Raw genomic sequence first — 17146 nt, forward strand, 5'->3', positions numbered from 1 at the left:
CCTCACGCAGCGTCTCCCAGCGTCGGCGAGCGCTCGCGACGCCGCGCACCGAGCAGCGGCAACACGGCGGCCGCGGCGACGAACACCGCCGCGAACGCCCCATAGAGGGACAGCGGCTGCCAGCCGTCGTCGAGCAGGAGCCCGGCCACCAGCGGCGAGAGGATCGCCCCGCCGCGACCGACGCCGATCCCCCAGCCGACCCCGGTGGCGCGCACCGAAGCGTCGTAGAGGCTCGGCGCCAGGGCATACAGGCCGGCCACGCAGGCGTTGGCGCAAAGCCCGATCAGCAGTCCCAGCGGCAAGGCCGCGCCGGGCAGCCCGGCGCTCAGCGAGAACAGCGCGAGCAGAGCGGCGGTAAGCAGCATGAACAGCGCCAGCACCCGTTCCAGGCGAAAGCGCGCGGCAAGCCCGCCGAGCAAGGCGGCACCGAAGATCCCGCCGATGCTCAGCAGGGTGCCGCCGGTGATGCCCTGGGCGGTGGACAGGCCGGCGGCGACCAGCAGCTTCGGCGTCCAGCTCATGATGAAGTAGAAGCCGAACATCACCAGGAAAAACAGCGCCCAGAGCAGCAGCGTGGTACGTCGCTGGGCAACGCAAAGCAACCGGGCGAGGCGGCTACCGTGCTCCGCTCCGCCACCGGGCGGGCTCGGCAGTTCCGCGAGCGCCGCGCGGCCCAGGCGCCGGGCCAGCGCGTTGACCCGTTGCAACGCCCGCGGCGGCCGGCGCGCCAGGAGGAAGTCCAGCGACTCCGGCAGGCACAGGCAGACCAGCGGGATCACCGCCAGGGTCAGGCCAGCGCCGAAGACGAACACCGAGCGCCAGCCCCAGGCGCCGATCAGCCATACCGCGAGCAGTCCGCCAAGGGTCGCGCCGAGCGCGTAGCCGGTGGACTGCAGGCTTACCGCCAGGCCGCGCCAGCGGCGCGAGGCGTACTCGCTGGCGATCACGTTGCTGCTGGCGAGGATGCCGCCGATACCCAGTCCGGTCAGCCCGCGCAGCAACGCCAGTTGCCAGGCCGCCTGGCTCAGCGCCGAGGCGAGCATGCCCAGGCCCGACAGCGCCAGGCAGGCGAGGATCAGCGGGCGGCGCCCCCAGCGGTCGGCCCAGGGCGCGATGAACAGCGAGCCGGCGGCCATGCCAAAGAGGCCGGCGCTGAGCAGCAGGCCGATCTCGGCGCCGCCAAGGTTCCATTCGGCGGCCACCGAGGATGCGGTGAAGGCCATCACCAGCACGTCGAAGCCATCGATCAGGTTGAGCACGATGCACACAGCCACCGCCAGCCACTGGAACGGACGCATCGGTTCGTCGTCGAGAGCGCGGCGCAAGTCCCGGTTCATGGGCGGCCCTCCCCGAGCGGACAGGAAAGAAGCGACGGCAGGCGGGAGCGAGGCGCGGGAATGCAGGAATCCATCATCGGGAAGACCCTTTTTCTTGTTGTTGTAGGCACGGCAAGCGCAGGCACCCTGGCACCGTTGCGTCGATGCCGCAATCCTATTGGATCCATTTTGGCGACAAGAAAACGGATGGCCAGCGGATATCCCACTGTCAGCGAAATCCGAGAAAGGCTCTGGAACGAGATAATTTGGCAATTTATTCCTGAAGTTTTTTATGTGCGACTATCGAACAGATTATTTTTTGTACAGAAGCGGTTGACTTGGAAAAGTTGCCTCGCGAATCATTGGATCCAATTACAAAAACAACGAGAGGATCCGACGATGTTTCCGAAGAACGCCTGGTACGTGGCCTGCACCCCCGACGAACTGGCCGGCAAGCCGCTCGGCCGACGCATCTGCGACGAGCCGATGGTTTTCTACCGAGGCGAGGACGGCCGCGTGGCGGCCCTCGAGGATTTCTGCCCGCACCGTGGCGCGCCGCTGTCGCTGGGCTTCGTCGAGGACGGCGTGCTGGTCTGCGGCTACCACGGCCTGGCAATGGGCGAGGACGGTCGCACCCGCGCGATGCCCGGCCAGCGGGTCCGCGGCTTCCCCTGCATCCGTCGCTTCCCGGTGCAGGAACGGCACGGCTTCGTCTGGGTCTGGCCGGGCGCGGAAGAACAGGCCGACGCCGCGCTGATACCCCGCCTGGAATGGGCGGAAAGCCCCGATTGGGCCTATGGCGGCGGGCTGTACCACATCCACTGCGACTATCGCCTGATGATCGATAACCTGATGGACCTGACCCACGAGACCTATGTCCATGCGTCCAGCATCGGCCAGAAGGAAATCGACGAGGCCGCGCCGACCACGCGGGTGGAAGGCGACGAGGTGATCACCAGCCGCCACATGCAGAATGTCATGGCCCCGCCGTTCTGGCGCATGGCTCTGCGCGGCAACGGCCTGGCCGACGACGTGGCGGTGGACCGCTGGCAGATCTGCCGCTTCACGCCGCCCAGCCACGTGCTGATCGAGGTCGGCGTGGCCCACGCCGGCCACGGCGGCTACCAGGCGCCGGCGGAGCGCAAGGCGGCGAGCATCGTGGTCGACTTCATCACCCCGGAGAGCGCCACTTCCATCTGGTACTTCTGGGGCATGGCGCGCAACTTCCAGGCTCACGACCAGGCGCTCACCGAGAGCATTCGCGAAGGCCAGGGAAGGATCTTCGGCGAAGACCTGGAAATGCTCGAAAGCCAGCAGCGCAACCTGCTGCGCCATCCACGGCGCGACCTGCTGAAACTGAACATCGACGCCGGCGGCGTGCAGGCCCGGCGCATCATCGAGCGCCTGCTGGCGGACGAGCGCCAGGCCGCCGCCCCCAACCGCGCCCAGGCCTGACGGGAGCCTTCGCCATGATCGAGGTCATCGTCGGCGCCATCCGCCTGGAGGCGCAGGATATCCACAGCTTCGAACTGTTCCGGGCCGACGGGGCGGCCCTGCCGTCCTTCGAGCCGGGCGCACACATCGACCTGCACCTGCCCAACGGCCTGGTCCGCCAGTACTCCCTCTGCGGCCCCGCCGAACGGCCGCGCCACTACCGTATCGCCGTACTCCGCTGCCGCGATTCGCGCGGCGGCTCGGCCACGCTGCACGCCGAACTGCGGGTCGGCCAGCGGCTGCACATCGGCGAGCCGCGCAATCTCTTCCCGCTGTCGCCGGAGCCCGGTCCGCGCCTGCTGTTCGCCGGCGGCATCGGCATCACGCCGCTGCTGGCGATGGCCGAACGCCTGGCCCGCGATGGCGCCGACTTCCAGTTGCACTACTGCGCGCATTCCGCCGAGCGCGCGGCCTTCGTCGACTACCTTGGCCGGTGCGCCTTCGCCGACCGCGTGCACTGCCACTTCGACCACGGCGAAAGCAGCCGGCGCGCGGACCTTCGCGCCCTGCTGGCGACCAGTCCGCGCGACGCCCAGCTATACCTTTGCGGGCCGGCGGGCTTCATGCAGTGGATCGAAGAAAGCGCCCGCGAACTGGGCTGGGAAGCAAGCCGCTTGCATCGCGAGCACTTCGCCGCCGCGCCACGAGACGCCAGTGCGGACGGCACCTTCGAAGTGCAGTTGGCGAGCAACGGGGCGCTGATCCGGGTCGCCGCCGGGCAGACCGTGCTGGCGGCCCTGCGCGAAGCCGGGGTGGACCTGCCGGCCTCCTGCGAGCAGGGCATCTGCGGCACCTGCCTGACCCGCGTGCTGGACGGCGAGCCGGAGCATCGCGACCTCTACCTCAGCGAAGAGGAGCAGGCCGCCAACGATTGCTTCACGCCCTGCTGTTCGCGTTCGCGCAGCCCACGGCTGGTGCTGGATCTCTAGTCGGCGGCGACGTCGCCGTGAAGCACGGTGACACCCTGCCGCGCCGGATCGAAGTAGTCGGCGTAGCGCAGGGTCGCGTTGGCGTGCTCGCGCATGATCGCCTCGGCGCGCGCCCCCTGGCCGTTGACCAGCGCGTCGACCACCGCGTGGTGCTGCATGTGGGCGAAGTTGAAACGGCGGAATTCCTGCTCGAGATTGTCGCGATCCACCGCCAGGGCGCTCACCGAGGCGAACGGCAGGTGGTCGTTGCGCGCCAGCGCCACGGCGATCGCCGGGTTGCCGCTGGCCTCGATGATGGTGCGGTGGAAACGCATGTTCATGCGCTGGTAGCGCTCCAGCTCCTCCAGCAGGACCTGGCCGTTGGCGAACAATCGGTCGCCCTCGGCCAGGCATTCCTCCAGGGTCGCCCGTGCCTCGGCGGACAGCCCGCGCTCGGCCGCCTGGCGTGCCGCCAGGCCTTCCAGAACGCCGCGCACCTCGACCGCGCCGGCGATATCCTCGCGGGTCACCGCGCGCACCCTGTAGCCGCGCCCGGTCTTGCACAGCAGGCCTTCCTGCTCAAGGGTACGCAGGGCGATGCGCACCGGCATGCGCGAGACCTGCAGGCGTTCGGCGGTGGGAATCTCGACGATGCGCTCGCCGGCGGCGAGTTCGCCGGAAGCGATCAGCTTGCGTAGCTCGGCCAGCACGCGTTGGCCCGGTTTGCTCATGGAATTCGCTTATTCGATCGGGACGACCGGGGCATCATAGCGTGCCCCGGCCGCCTCCGCCGGTCAGCTTTCGCGGTGGATGGCGAAGCCGGCCCAGGACTGGCTCACCGGCATGATCTCGAGGCTGTTGATGTTCAGGTGGGCGGGCTGGTTCATGATCCAGAAGATGGTCTCGGCGATGTCTTCCGGCTGGATCGGATGGGCTCCGGCGTAGGTCTTGTCGTAGCGCGCCTGGTCGCCGCCGAAGCGGACCAGGGAGAACTCGCTCTCGCACAACCCCGGCTCGAGGTTGGTCACGCGCACCCCGGTGCCCTGCAGGTCGCAACGCAGGTTCAGGGAGAATTGCTCGACGAAAGCCTTGGTGCCGCCGTAGACATGGCTACCCGGATAGGGCCACTTGCCGGCCACCGAACCCAGGTTGACGATGCTCGCCCCGGCGCCGTGGCCGATCAGCCGCGGCAGCAGCAGGCGCGTGCTGTAGAGCAGGCCCTTGATGTTGGTGTCGACCATGGTGTCCCAGTCGTCCAGGTCGCAGGACTGCGCCGGGTCGGTGCCCAGCGCCAGGCCGGCGTTGTTGATCAGGCCGCGCAGGGTGGCGAACTCTTCCGGCAGGTTGTCCACGGCCGCGCTCATCGCCGCGCGGTCGCGCACGTCCAGGGTCAGCGGCAACACCCGGGTCTTCGCCGAAAGCTCACCGGCCAGGGCTTGCAGACGCTCCTCGCGACGGCCGGTGAGCACCAGCGACCAGCCGGCCTCGGCGAAACGACGGGCGCAGGCTTCGCCGAAGCCTGAGGTGGCGCCGGTGATGAACAGGGTGGACGACATGGGCATCTCCTCGTACGGGGCGGAAAAACGATGTCCGGGGATTCTAGAGCCTCGCCGTGCCCGGTTGGCCATACAGTTGCGCACGAGTTTGCCGAGGCGTCTGCTCAAAAAACGACCAACCTCGCGGAACCCGCACCGTGCCTGGGCCGCAGCGAACAGCCACCAACTTGTCCACAGGGCGTCGCACAGTTTTCCTGAACAACTGTGGCAGCGGGATGACCACGCGCTGGGGATAAGTACCTGGCGCGAGCGCTGTTCATTTTCTGACCAGCCACGCATAACCCTCGCCGATTCGGGGGTTTGGCGGTTCTTACCCACCTTATCCACAAGCCCCCGCACAGAAATCCTGAACAACCTCAGGCGGCGTTATCCACAACCCGGCGCGCGGCGACCAGGTCCTCCAGCGCATAACCCACCGACTTGAACAGGGTGATTTCCCCGGGATCGCCGCGCCGCCCTGCCCCGCCCAGCAAGTCGCGCAGTTCGGTGGATATCGCCTCGCGCCCGATGGCGCCTTCGGCGATCGCCTGCAACAGGTCGCCGGCCTCTTCCAGCGCGCCTGCGCGGGTATCCACCACGACCCGCGCGCGCGCCACCGCCAGGGCGTCGGTCTCGCGCATGGACGGCAGGAAGGCGCCGACCAGGTCGAGATGGACGCCCGGCTTCAGCCATGCGCCGCGCACCAGCGCTTCGCGGGAGGTGGTAACGCAACTGACGCAGTCGGCCGCCTCCACCGCCGCGCGCAACCCGTCGGCCGCTCGCGCCGGGTAGCCCTCCTCGCGCAGCCGGGCGGCCAGCGCGGCGGCCTTGGCCGGATCGCGGCCCCAGATGTCGATGTGGCGATAGTCGCGCACGCAGGCGTGGGCCCGCACCATGTGCGCAGCCAGGGTTCCGCAGCCGACCACCAGCAGGCGCCGCGCATCGTCCCGCGCCAGGTAGTCGGCGGCCAGCGCCGAGCTGCAGGCGGTACGCCGGGCGGTCAGCTCCGAAGCCTCCAGCAACGCCAGTGGGCGACCGTCTTCGCCGTCGAACAGAGCGAACACCGCGGCCACCGCCGGCAGGCCACGCGCCCCATTGCCAGGGAACACCGTCACCAGTTTCACGCCGATCCCCGCGCCGGCTTGCCACACCGGCATCTGTAGCAGCGAGGCCTGCGCCGGCAAGGCATGGCAGTTGCGCAGCGGCGCGCTGCAAGGCTTGGCCAGGCCGATGCGCAACGCCTCGATCAGTTGTGGATAAGCCAGGCGCTCGGCGACCTCGGCGTTGCTGAAAAAGCGCAGGCTGTGCATAAGTCGAGTTTCCTCCGTGGCTCCAGGGCAGCGCCCGCCCCGGCGGCCAGGCAGCCGGGGCGGGGCGCGCTCAATGTCCGCCGAGATAGGCGTTGCGCACCTCCTGGTTGCCGAGCAGTTCTTCGCCGCTGCCGCTCATGCGGATTTCCCCGGTGACCATCACGTAGGCGCGGTCGGAGAGCTTCAGCGCATGGTTGGCGTTCTGCTCGACGAGGAAGATGGTCATGCCGCTCCTGGCCAGCTCGCGCAGGGTCTGGAAGATCTGCTTGACCACGATCGGCGCCAGGCCCAGGGAGGGCTCGTCGAGCAACAGCAACTTCGGCCGGCTCATCAGCGCGCGGGCGATGGCGAGCATCTGCTGCTCGCCGCCGGACATGGTCATGGCGCGCTGGTTGCGCCGCTCCTTCAGGCGCGGGAACAGCTCGAACATGCGCTGCATGTCCTCCTCGGCGTGGTCCATGCCGATGGGAATGGTACCCATCAGCAGGTTTTCCTCGACGCTCATGTCGGGGAACACCCGGCGTCCTTCCGGCGACTGCGCGATGCCGTTGGACGCCACGTAGTGCGCCGACTTCTGGCGGATGTCCTGGCCGCGATAGAGGATCTGCCCGGCCGCCGCACGCGGCTGGCCGAAGATCGACATCAACAGCGTCGACTTGCCCGCGCCGTTGGCGCCGATCAGGCTCACCGTCTCGCCCTCGTTGACCTGCAGCGAGACCTTCTTCAGCGCCTGGATCGGCCCGTAGAACACGTCCACCTCACGGAATTCCAGCAACGCCGCGCTCATGACAGCTCCTCTTCGTCGGCACCGAGATAGGCGGCGATCACCTTCTCGTCATGGCGGATCTGTTCGGGGTTGCCACGGGCGATCACGTCGCCGTGGTCGAGCACGATGATGTGGTCGGAGATGTTCATCACCATGCCCATGTCATGCTCGATCAGCAGTACGGTGATCCCGTGGTGGTCGCGCAGGTAGCGGACGATGTTGCTCAGGGCGTGGGTCTCGGCCGGGTTGAGGCCGGCGGCCGGTTCGTCCAGGCAGATGAGTTCCGGCCGCGTGCACATGGCCCGGGCGATCTCCAGGCGCCGCTGCTGGCCGTAGGACATCTCGCCGGCCAGGCGGTTGGCGCAGTCCACCAGGTCGACCACCTCCAGCCAGTAGAACGCGTGGTCCAGCGCCTCGCTCTCGGCGCGGCGATAGCCGGGAGTGTTGAGGATGCCGGCGAGCAGGTTGCGGTTGACGAACATGTGCTGCGCCACCAGCAGGTTCTCCACCACCGACATGTCCTTGAACAGGCGGATGTTCTGGAAGGTCCGCGCCAGCCCGGCGCGGTTCACCAGGTGGGTGCCGCCGAACATCTTGTAGTAGAGGCGACTGCCCAGTTGCGGCGGCTTGACGAAGTCGTCCAGCTGGAACGGCTCGCCGAGCACCTGGATGACGTCGGTGGTGCGCCCCTGGGTGTTGAGCAGGATGTTGCCGCCGGTGGCCTTGTAGAAGCCGGTGAGACAGTTGAACACGGTGGTCTTGCCGGCGCCGTTGGGGCCGATCAGCGCGGTGATCGAACCGCGCTCGACGTCGAGGTTGACGTCGTTGAGCGCCTTGATGCCGCCGAAGTGCATCATCAGGTGCTCGACGCTGAGGATCTTGTCGCTCATGGCGCCACCCCCTTGCGCGGGGCGAAGCCCACCCGGCTGATGCGGATCAGCCCGCGCGGCCGCCAGATCATCATTACCACCATGAGTATCCCGAGCAGCAGCACGCGGATGTCGGCGAAGCTGCGCAGCAGCTCCGGCGCCACGGTGAGGACGAAGGCGGCGATCACCACCCCGACCGTCGAGCCCATGCCGCCGAGCACGACGATGGCGAGGATCAGCGCCGACTCGAAGAAGTTGAACGAGGACGGGTTGACGAAGCCCTGGTAGCTGGCGAAGAACACCCCGGCCAGTCCCGCGGTGGAGGCGCCGAGCATGAACGCCGAGAGTTTCACCAGCACATGGTTGAGGCCCATCGCGCGACAGGCGATCTCGTCCTCGCGCAGCGCCTCCCAGGCGCGCCCGACCGGCATCCGGGTCAGCCGGTGCTTGATGTAGAGCACCAGCAGCACGACCAGGAACAGCACCACGTAGATGAACAGGAACTTCATGTTGGGGTTGTAGGCGATGCCGAGGAACTCGTGGATCGGCACCCCGCCATCCTTGGCCCGGCGGCCGAACTCCAGGCCGAGGAAGGTCGGCGCCGGCGCCGGCATGCCGTTCGGCCCGCCGGTGAAGGACAGCCAGTTGTTCAGTACCAGGCGGATGATCTCGCCGAAGCCCAGGGTGACGATCGCCAGGTAGTCGCCATGCATGCGCAACACCGGGAAGCCGAGGATCGCCCCGGCCACCGCGGCGGTCAGCGCGGCCAGCGGCAGGACGGTCCAGAAGCCCAGGCCGAGGTACTGGTAGCCCAGCGCCAGGCCATAGGCGCCAATGGCATAGAAGGCCACGTAGCCGAGGTCGAGCAGCCCGGCGAGGCCGACCACGATGTTCAGGCCCAGGCCCAGCAGCACGTAGATCAGGCCGAGGATGACCACCGCCAGCAGGTACTTGCTGGCGAAGAACGGGAAGATCACCGCGGCCACCAGGATCAGCGGCACGATCCAGCGCAAGCGGGTCTTGTAGCCCGGCGGCAGGACGTGGACGCCGCTGCCAGCCCCCTCGAAGCGCTCCAGCACGGCGCGCCCGCCGCGGGTCTGCAGGTAGAGGCTGAGCAGGAAGCGCCCGGCCATCACGATCGCGATGATCCAGCCGACCCGCTCGTAATGCAGGTTGAAGCCGTAGCCGTCGAGGACCACGCCGACGATGGGGCCGAACACCACCAGGGCGATCAACCCGGAGAGCACGGCATCGAGGACGCACTGCTTGAGATCGATGGAAGTCTCGTTGCTCATCGTCGTCCCCTTACACCTTGGCGATCTGCGGGCGGCCGAGCAGGCCCTGGGGACGGAAGATCAGGATCAGTACCAGCAACGAGAAGGCGAACACGTCCTTGTAGTCGGTGTTGACCATCCCCGAGAACTGCGCCTCGGCCACTCCCAGCACCAGGCCGCCGAGCATCGCCCCGGGCAGCGAGCCGATGCCGCCGAGCACCGCCGCGGTGAACGCCTTGATGCCGATGATGAAGCCGGCGTAGAAGTCGAAGGTGCCGTAGTTCATGGTGATCAGCACCCCGGCCAGGGCGGCCATCGCCGCGCCGATGACGAACACGTAGGAGATCACCCGGTCGGTGTTGATCCCCAGGATCGAAGCCATCTTGCGGTCCTGCTGGGTCGCCCGGCACATGCGCCCGAGCTTGGTGTAGCGGATCACGTAGGTCAGCACCGCCATGCCGATCAGCGAAGCGATCAGGATGAACAGCTTGGTGTAGGTGAGCTGGACGAAACCGTCGCCGACGTGGAATTTCAGGGCGCCGTCGAGCAGGGTCGGGATCCCCTGCTGGCGCGGTCCCTGCGCCACCTGCACGTAGTTCTGCAGGATCAGCGACATGCCGATCGCCGAGATCAGCGGCGCCAGGCGCGTGGAGTTGCGCAGCGGCTTGTAGGCGATGCGCTCGATCACCCAGCCGTAGGTGCAGGTCACCAGCACGGTGAACAGCAAGGTGCCGAGGATCAGCAGCGGGAAGTTCTGCAGGCCGAAGAAGGCCAGCAGGGCAAGGGCGATGGCCGACAGGTAGGCGGAGATCATGTACACCTCGCCGTGGGCGAAGTTGATCATGCCGATGATGCCGTAGACCATGGTGTAGCCGATGGCGATGAGGCCGTAGACCGAGCCGAGGGTCAGCCCGTTGATCATTTGCTGGAGGAAGATGCCGTCCATTTTTCAGTCTCTTCAGGGCGAATCGCGACGGCCTTTGTAAGGCGCGCCGGCGCTCGCCGGTGAAAGCGGACGGGTGCTACTGAAACGGCCCCGGATCGCGGGACTCCAGACCGACCACACGCAGACGTCTTCGGTGAATCCGCACTACGGCGGCAAGCACGGGCGAGCACTTCAGCAGCTCCCGGACTTACCCATGCGCCGGGCCTGTGCCCGGCGCATGGCGGTCGAGCGCGATCAGGGCAACTGGTGGTACTTGCCCTTGTCGTCCCACTCGTAGACCACGTAGTCGGAGACTTTCAGGTCGCCCTTCTTGTCCCATTCCTTCTTGCCCATCACGGTCTGCACCGGATGCGACTTCAGCCACTCGGCGGCCTTGGCCGGATCGTTGGCGCCGGCGCCGTTGAAGGCCGCCGCCAGGGACTGGATCGAGGCGTAGGAGTAGAGGGTGTAGCCTTCCGGCTCGAAACCGCCGGCACGGAACTTCTCCACCACCGCCTTGCCGTCGGGGATCAGCCGCGGGTCGGCGCCGAAGGTCATCAGCACGCCCTTGACGTACTGCGGACCGCCGGCGGTGGTCGCCAGTTCGTCGGTGACCACGCCGTCGTCGGACATGAACCTGGCGGTCAGTCCCTGTTCACGCATCTGCCGTACCAGCGGACCGGCTTCCGGATGCAGGCCGCCGAAGTAGACGACCTCGGCACCGGAGGCGCGGATCTTGGTGACCAGCGCGTTGAAGTCCTTCTCGCCGCGGGTCAGGCCCTCGTAGAGAACCTCTTTCACGCCGAGCTTGTTCAGTTGCGCCCTGGTGGCGTCCGCCAGGCCCTGGCCGTAGGTGTCCTTGTCATGGATCACCGCGACCTTCTTGGCCTTGAGCACGTTGACGATATAGTCGCCGGCGACCACGCCCTGCTGGTCGTCGCGGCCGCACATGCGGAACATCCCGGAGAGTCCGCGCTCGGTGACCTGCGGGTTGGTGGAACCGGGGGTGATGGCGATGATCCCGGCCTCGTCGTAGACCTCGGATGCGGGGATGGTCGAAGAAGAGCAGAAATGGCCGACCACGGCGATGGCCTTGTCCTGGTCCACCAGGCGGTTGGCCACGGCCACGGCCTGCTTCGGTTCGCAGGCGTCGTCGGCCTTGACCAGCTTGATCTTCTCGCCGTTGATCCCACCCGCCGCGTTGATGTCTTCCGCCGCCTGGGACGCGCCGCGCCAGTATTGCTCGCCGAAGGAGGCGTTGGCGCCGGTATGCGGTCCGGCCACGCCGATCACGACGTCGGCCAGCGCATGCGTGGAAAGACCCATCACGGATGAAACCGCGAGAGCCAGGATGCCTTTTCTGAACAGCTTCTTGGACATGGGGTGTTGCTCCTGAGGATGATGTTGGCGCTCGTAACTACGATGTTGTTGTTGTGTTTCGCTCAACAGGCAGAGCAAGCGGCGTGCCATTCGTTTTTTTCCTGAGTGGCCGGCCACAAGAACTTTAGCCCTCCTTTCCGTTTTTATCTTTGTTATTGGAAATCAGTCATTTAGGCATTTCTCCGAATCCCCTTCGGAGAGCTACAGCCCAGGCTTCACAAGGCCTGAACCGTTCCTAGGAATAACTCTACAACGATATTGAAGCGGTTAGAAACTGCACGTCACTGGTGCGTTCCACGCACTAATTGAGGTCCTCTTTTTCAATGAAAGTGCAGGACAGAGCGGTTTTTAAAATTAATATGAACATGAACTTCCCGGAATTCGGTACTTGGCGGAAAAAGTCGATTCGAATACGACATGAACATATCCGTTAGCGACGCCACGTTCGGCGCAAAACCCTGTGACGGATTCGTCATAAGCCAGCGAATGCTCTATCGCGAGACTTGCCGGCAGTAATAAGCGTCGCCCGGCACTCCGGCAAGCGAGCTTTCCTCCCTACGTCATTCCGTTTATTCATATAACGCGTTCCGCCCGCTCCACCCGCGCCAGGAAACCCGCCATGCTGAACAAACGCCGCCTGCCGTCGATGACCGCCCTGCAATGCTTCGAAGCGGTAGCCCGGCACCTGAGCTTCACCCGCGCCGCCGAAGAGTTGAGCCTGACCCAGAGCGCCATGAGCAAGCAGGTCGCGCAACTCGAGGAGCAACTGCAGCACGCCCTGTTCCGCCGGGTGCGCAAGCGCTTGCAACTGACCCCGGCCGGCGAGCTGTACCTGGCCGAGGTACGACGCATCCTGCAACAGGTAGAGCTGTCCACCCGCTTCCTGCTTTCCTACGGCGGCGAGACCGAAGTGCTGCGAGTGGCGACCCCGCCGACCTTCGGCGCGCGCTGGCTGATCCCGCAACTGAACGGCTGGCGCCACCGCCACCCGAACATCCACCTCGACCTGCGCCAGGAACTGGAACCGGACGACCTGCGCCAGGGCCATTGCGACCTGGCGTTCTTCTTCGGCCCCGGCACCCTGCCGGGCGCCGAGTGCATCCGCCTGTTCGGCGAACAACTGGTGGCGGTCTGCGCGCCATCCCTGTTGCCGGCCGGCGGACTGGACGAACCGACCCAACTGGCGGGGCTGGTGCTGCTGCAGAACGCCAGCCGCGCGGAGGCCTGGCACGACTGGTTCACCAGCCTGGAGCGAAATTGCCAGGGTTGCTACCACGGTCCACGCTTCGACACCTTCTACATGTGCATCCGCGCCGCCCAGGCCGGTTGCGGGGTAGCCCTGCTACCGCGCTTCCTGGTCGAGGAGGAACTCGCCGAAGGCAAGCTGGCGATCGCCTGGCCGCACGCCCTGCCCAGCCAGGAGGCCTACTACCTGGCCTATCCCGAGCATGCCGCGGAAGTCCCCAAGGTGCGCCATTTCATCGAGTGGATGGTAGAGCGCCTGGAGCAGGAGCAACCCTCAGCGGGCCCCCGCCAGACGCGCCACGGCCCGGTTTGACGTTTCCGCTGCGCGGAACCATCTTTACTCTCACTCGGTTCACCTCGGAACGTCCCATGCTCACTGGCGTCACGGTTCGAATCCGCCTGCTGGTCCTGGCGCTGCTACCGCTGACGATGCTCGTCACGGTCATCGCGATGGCGCTGGCCAACGCCAGTCGACTCGATGCCAGCTTCCAGGACCTTTTCAACAACCGGATGAAGCCCATCAGCCAGCTCAAGATCGTCGCCGACGCCGTTGCGGTCAGCGTGGTCGACGCCCTGCACAAGTACCGTGCGGGGGTCTTCGATGAAGAGCGCCTGCAGCAGGAGTTGAGTGGGGCGCTGTCGCGCATCGAGAAGTCGTGGGCCGACTATTCCGCAGACCACCGGACTGCCGCCGAGAAGGAAATCATCGAGTCGCTGGTCCCCACCCTGGAACGGGTCAAGCGGATGACCCTGGCATACGGCGAGCAGGCCAGGGCCGGAAGCCTGCGAAACGTCGAGGCCGGCACGTTCAATCGCGAGATGTATGGTGCGTTCGATCCGCTGGGAACCGCGCTGTCGACGCTGATCGACCTGCAGCTCAGTGAAGGCGCCAAGCTCAACGAGCAGATGGAGAAACGCTACGACTCCATGCGCACCACCTTCCTGCTCATCGGCGCCGCAGCCCTGGTCCTCATCGTCGCCGCGGCCTGGTTCATCAGCCTGTCGATCATGCGCCCGCTTTCCGATCTGCGCGGGGTGATCCGCCGCGTGCAGGACTCCTCGAATCTCACGCTCCGCGCCGATGCGCGCGGGCGCGACGAAGTGTCCGATACGGCGCGCGCCTTCAATATGATGCTGGAAAGCCAGCAGGCGCTGCTTCGGCATCTCGCCGAGACAGCCAGGAAGCTCACCATCACCTCGGACGAGATGAGTGCCATCAGCAACCAGGTCAGCCATGTCGCCACGTCCCAGGGCGACCAGACCGACATGGTCGCCACGGCGGTACACCAGATGAGCATGGCGGTCCAGGACGTGGCGCGGAACGCCCAGGCCGCCGCAGCCAGCGCGGAATCGGCGAACAGCGAGGCGCACACCGGAACCGGACTCGTGCATGCGAACCTCGACGCCATCCAGGGCCTGTCGGTCATGGTCGGAGAGGCGGGAGCCGTCATCGACACGCTACGCAACAAGACCGAGGAAATCAGCACCGTTCTGGAAGTCATCCAGAACATCGCCCAGCAAACCAACCTGCTCGCCCTCAATGCCGCGATAGAAGCCGCACGGGCGGGCGAGGCCGGGCGCGGGTTCGCGGTGGTCGCCGATGAAGTGCGCAGCCTGGCCACCAATACGCACAAGGCCACCGAAACCATCCGCGAGATGATCGAAGCCCTGCAGGCAGGCGCCAGCAGCGCGGTCAGCGTGATGCAGCAGTCACGCGAGCAGGCCCAGGTCAGCGTCCAGCGCGCCCACGAGGCGGGAAAGGCGCTCGGTCTCATCGCCCAGGCGGTCGAAGGTATCGCCCAGAGCAACGCGCAGATATCCACGGCGACGGAAGAACAGACCGCCACCGCGAGCGAGGTCAGCCAGAACATCGACTCGCTCAATGCCAGCATCGGCGAAGTCGCCGAGGGCGCGGTGAAGACCTCCACCTCCAGTGTCGAGCTGGCGAAGCTGGCAAACGGACTGGAGCAGCAGATCCAGCGCTTCACCGTCTAGCAAGCGCGGCAGGGAGCGGCCTCACCGGCCCTGCCGCACCCGTTTGTCAGGACGCCAGCAGGCTGCGGTCGAAAACGAAGGCGCCGCCCGGCTTCGGGGTGAAATGCAGGACGTGTTGCGGGCGCCCCATGGGCGGACGCTGGCGTTCGCCGGTGTCCTCGACCCAGCCAGCCTCCTTCATCCGCTCCAGGCGCCCGCGCAGGCTGGAATGCTGGACTTCCTGGCCGATGGCGCACTCGAAGGCCTTCAGCGCCTCGGCCACGGTGAAGCGCGGCGCCAGCAGGAACAGCGGCAGGGCGCTGTACACCGACTTGCTCGCCAGGCGCTCGCAGGCCTGCTGTACCAGTTGGGCGTGGTCGAACGGCAGGGCGAAGCGCTCGCTGCGAACGTCGCGCAGCGGCACGAAGTCGAGGTCGTCGTCCTCCACCCGGGTGTCCGGACCGACCAGCACCAGGTAGAACACGCTCAGCGACCAGCCGCGCGGGTCGCGTACCGCGTTGCCGACCGTGGCCACCTGCTCGATGTAGGCCGGCTCCAGCCGCGCCTTGTCGCGCAGGGCGCGCACCGCCGCGTCGTCGAGGCTGTGGTCGGCGCTGCGGCCGTTGACCAGCACGCCGGGCAAGGCCCACTGGCCGGCGAAAGGCGCCTGGGCGCGGCGGATCAGCAACAGCTCCAGTCCGTGCCCGGGGTTCAGGCGCAACGCCACGATATCCACGCTGGCCAATACTTCCGCTGAACTCATCGTCACTCCTCTCTTCAGCCCGCCTGGCGTTCGCCGCCATAGCAGTGCAGTTCGTCCTTCACTTCCGGCAGGCACCAGGCCTCCGGTACCGCCAGCCCTTCACGCAGGCGCTGGCGGATCATCGAGCTGTGCAGCGGCAGCCGCTCCTCCGCCACCAGCCGGCCGAAGCGCCAGCACAATTCGGCGGCGCGTTCGAAGCGCGGCAGCTCCGCCTCGTTGTCGGCGCCGATCAGCAGGGCGATCCGCGGTGACGCCAGGCCGCTACGCGCGGCCAGCGCTTCCAGCAGGTCGATGCTGTAGACCGCCGGACGATCAGGCATCAATCCTGCTTCGATCGGTTCGCAATACACCCGCCGCGGATCGATCCGCCGAGCCAGCCGCGCCAGCCAGCGGCAGCGCAGCTCGAAATCGCCCATGCGCTTGCCGAAGGCGTGGCGGTGGCTCGGCACCAGGGCGACCCGTTCGGCGCAAAGCAGCGCCCGGCGGATCACCGACTCATGGCCGGGGTGCGGCGGGTCGAACGCCCCACCGTAGACCGCGAGGGCGAAGTCGGGGGCGCGTCCGCCGCTCATCCCGGCAGGCAGTCGGCGAATCCGGGAACTTATTTCATCACGCATAGAAAATACCTTCCACTGCGAAATTTTGTAGTACAAGTGCTTGACGACTTATTTCACGTGATGAATTATGTACCCACATTCAGCCCCAACCCGTCAAGCGGAGGCTTCCATGAATCGTCCCAGCAAGATCGCCAGCTTCGATGTCGACGCCCAGAAAGGCTTCACCCCGCTGTGCCCGGACGAACTGCCGGTGCCCGGCGGCGACGCCATCGGCGCCGCCCTCAACCAACTGGCCAGCCGCGCCGCGCTGCGCCTGGGCAGCAAGGACGCGCACAGCCCGAAGGCTGCCTGGGTAGTGGAAAGCGCCGAGCAGATGCTGCGGCCGCTGGCCTATCCGGATGCCGACCTGACCTGGGTGAGCCACTGCGTACCGGGTACGCCGGGTTTCGAGCTGCTCGACGAACTGCCGCGGCCGATCGACTACGACTTCTTCGTCTGGAAGGGCGTGGAGCCGGACCTGCATCCCTACGGCGCCTGCTACCACGATCTGGCGGAACGCCGCAGCACCGGGGTCATCGAATACCTGAGGCAGAATGGCGTGAGCCATGTGCTGGTGGGTGGCCTGGCGCTGGACTACTGCGTGAAGAACACCGCCCTGCAACTGCGCCGCGCCGGTTTCGAGGTGCTGCTCTACCTGCCCGCCTGCCGGGCCATCGCCGAGGACACCGCGCAGCGGGCCTGCGACGAGATGCGCGACGCCGGGGTGATCCTCTGCGCCGACCTGGAACGACTGGATAGCGCCCTCGCCGGCGCCGACAAGGAGAAGTGAA

General features: G+C 66.8%; 16 protein-coding genes. 5 read left to right on the forward strand and 11 right to left on the reverse strand.

The genetic code is table 11. From position 1 onward, the window contains the following. Nucleotides 1-2: 2 nt before the first annotated feature. A complete protein-coding gene (locus ACI766_RS26630; RefSeq protein WP_003095547.1) occupies nucleotides 3-1337 on the reverse strand; it encodes an MFS transporter in 1335 nt (444 codons plus the stop codon). 378 nt (nucleotides 1338-1715) lie between these two features. On the opposite strand from ACI766_RS26630, the gene ACI766_RS26635 reads away from it, so the two are divergent. Together ACI766_RS26635 and ACI766_RS26640 are read left to right on the forward strand one after the other, a co-directional pair. Beyond that, entirely contained in the window at nucleotides 1716-2771 is a 1056-nt protein-coding gene (locus tag ACI766_RS26635) for an aromatic ring-hydroxylating oxygenase subunit alpha (RefSeq protein ID WP_003146261.1), read from the forward strand. Between the two features lie 14 nt (nucleotides 2772-2785). Beyond that, nucleotides 2786-3739 carry a PDR/VanB family oxidoreductase gene (locus tag ACI766_RS26640; protein ID WP_003121141.1) on the forward strand — a complete coding sequence of 318 codons (954 nt, stop codon included), beginning with the start codon at nucleotides 2786-2788 and terminating at the stop codon, nucleotides 3737-3739. Here the strand turns inward: ACI766_RS26640 and ACI766_RS26645 are convergent. The 8 genes from ACI766_RS26645 to ACI766_RS26680 all read right to left on the reverse strand — a co-directional run bounded on the left by ACI766_RS26645 (nucleotide 3736) and on the right by ACI766_RS26680 (nucleotide 11777). Continuing rightward, nucleotides 3736-4449 carry a GntR family transcriptional regulator gene (locus tag ACI766_RS26645; protein ID WP_003099978.1) on the reverse strand — a complete coding sequence of 238 codons (714 nt, stop codon included), beginning with the start codon at nucleotides 4447-4449 and terminating at the stop codon, nucleotides 3736-3738. The two genes, ACI766_RS26640 and ACI766_RS26645, sit on opposite strands and share 4 nt — an antisense overlap. Before the next feature lie 63 nt (nucleotides 4450-4512). Next, nucleotides 4513-5274, reverse strand: coding sequence for an SDR family oxidoreductase (locus ACI766_RS26650; protein WP_073652123.1), 762 nt, complete (start codon nucleotides 5272-5274; stop codon nucleotides 4513-4515). Between the two features lie 356 nt (nucleotides 5275-5630). Continuing rightward, complete coding sequence (locus ACI766_RS26655; RefSeq protein ID WP_003099980.1) at nucleotides 5631-6563, reverse strand: ornithine cyclodeaminase family protein; 933 nt, start codon at nucleotides 6561-6563, stop codon at nucleotides 5631-5633. Between the two features lie 70 nt (nucleotides 6564-6633). Further along, nucleotides 6634-7350, reverse strand: a complete 717-nt coding sequence (locus ACI766_RS26660) for an ABC transporter ATP-binding protein (protein ID WP_003095563.1) — start codon at nucleotides 7348-7350, stop codon at nucleotides 6634-6636. After that, the gene (locus ACI766_RS26665) at nucleotides 7347-8219 is read right to left on the reverse strand and encodes an ATP-binding cassette domain-containing protein (protein ID WP_003095566.1); all 873 of its coding nucleotides are present in this window, start codon (nucleotides 8217-8219) and stop codon (nucleotides 7347-7349) included. The genes ACI766_RS26660 and ACI766_RS26665 overlap by 4 nt, the downstream gene beginning before the upstream one ends. Then, nucleotides 8216-9493, reverse strand: coding sequence for a high-affinity branched-chain amino acid ABC transporter permease LivM (livM, locus tag ACI766_RS26670; protein ID WP_003099983.1), 1278 nt, complete (start codon nucleotides 9491-9493; stop codon nucleotides 8216-8218). Before livM ends, ACI766_RS26665 begins: the two co-directional genes overlap by 4 nt. Nucleotides 9494-9503: 10 nt before the next feature. After that, nucleotides 9504-10418 (reverse strand): ABC transporter permease subunit, encoded by a 915-nt coding sequence (locus ACI766_RS26675; protein WP_003095571.1) that lies wholly within the window; start codon nucleotides 10416-10418, stop codon nucleotides 9504-9506. Between the two features lie 234 nt (nucleotides 10419-10652). Next, nucleotides 10653-11777, reverse strand: a complete 1125-nt coding sequence (locus tag ACI766_RS26680) for a branched-chain amino acid ABC transporter substrate-binding protein (RefSeq protein WP_003099985.1) — start codon at nucleotides 11775-11777, stop codon at nucleotides 10653-10655. Between the two features lie 619 nt (nucleotides 11778-12396). Between ACI766_RS26680 and ACI766_RS26685 the strand changes: the two genes are divergently transcribed. Continuing rightward, nucleotides 12397-13335: a LysR substrate-binding domain-containing protein gene (locus tag ACI766_RS26685; RefSeq protein ID WP_019372223.1), complete on the forward strand. Its 939-nt coding sequence runs from the start codon at nucleotides 12397-12399 to the stop codon at nucleotides 13333-13335. Nucleotides 13336-13391: 56 nt separating this feature from the next. Then, nucleotides 13392-15017, forward strand: a complete 1626-nt coding sequence (locus ACI766_RS26690; RefSeq protein WP_003099990.1) for a methyl-accepting chemotaxis protein — start codon at nucleotides 13392-13394, stop codon at nucleotides 15015-15017. A gap of 46 nt (nucleotides 15018-15063) precedes the next feature. Here the strand turns inward: ACI766_RS26690 and ACI766_RS26695 are convergent, their stop codons facing one another. Both ACI766_RS26695 and ACI766_RS26700 read right to left on the reverse strand, forming a co-directional pair. After that, entirely contained in the window at nucleotides 15064-15759 is a 696-nt protein-coding gene (locus tag ACI766_RS26695) for an NUDIX domain-containing protein (protein ID WP_003095579.1), read from the reverse strand. A 14-nt stretch (nucleotides 15760-15773) separates the two neighbouring features. Further along, nucleotides 15774-16376 carry an adenylyltransferase/cytidyltransferase family protein gene (locus tag ACI766_RS26700; protein WP_003123559.1) on the reverse strand — a complete coding sequence of 201 codons (603 nt, stop codon included), beginning with the start codon at nucleotides 16374-16376 and terminating at the stop codon, nucleotides 15774-15776. Between the two features lie 109 nt (nucleotides 16377-16485). On the opposite strand from ACI766_RS26700, the gene ACI766_RS26705 reads away from it, so the two are divergent. After that, complete coding sequence (locus ACI766_RS26705) at nucleotides 16486-17145, forward strand: nicotinamidase (RefSeq protein ID WP_003095584.1); 660 nt, start codon at nucleotides 16486-16488, stop codon at nucleotides 17143-17145. Nucleotide 17146 lies beyond the last annotated feature (1 nt).

The sequence above is a fragment of the Pseudomonas sp. DL genome (assembly GCF_047199225.1).
Taxonomy (GTDB): Bacteria; Pseudomonadota; Gammaproteobacteria; order Pseudomonadales; family Pseudomonadaceae; genus Pseudomonas; species Pseudomonas aeruginosa.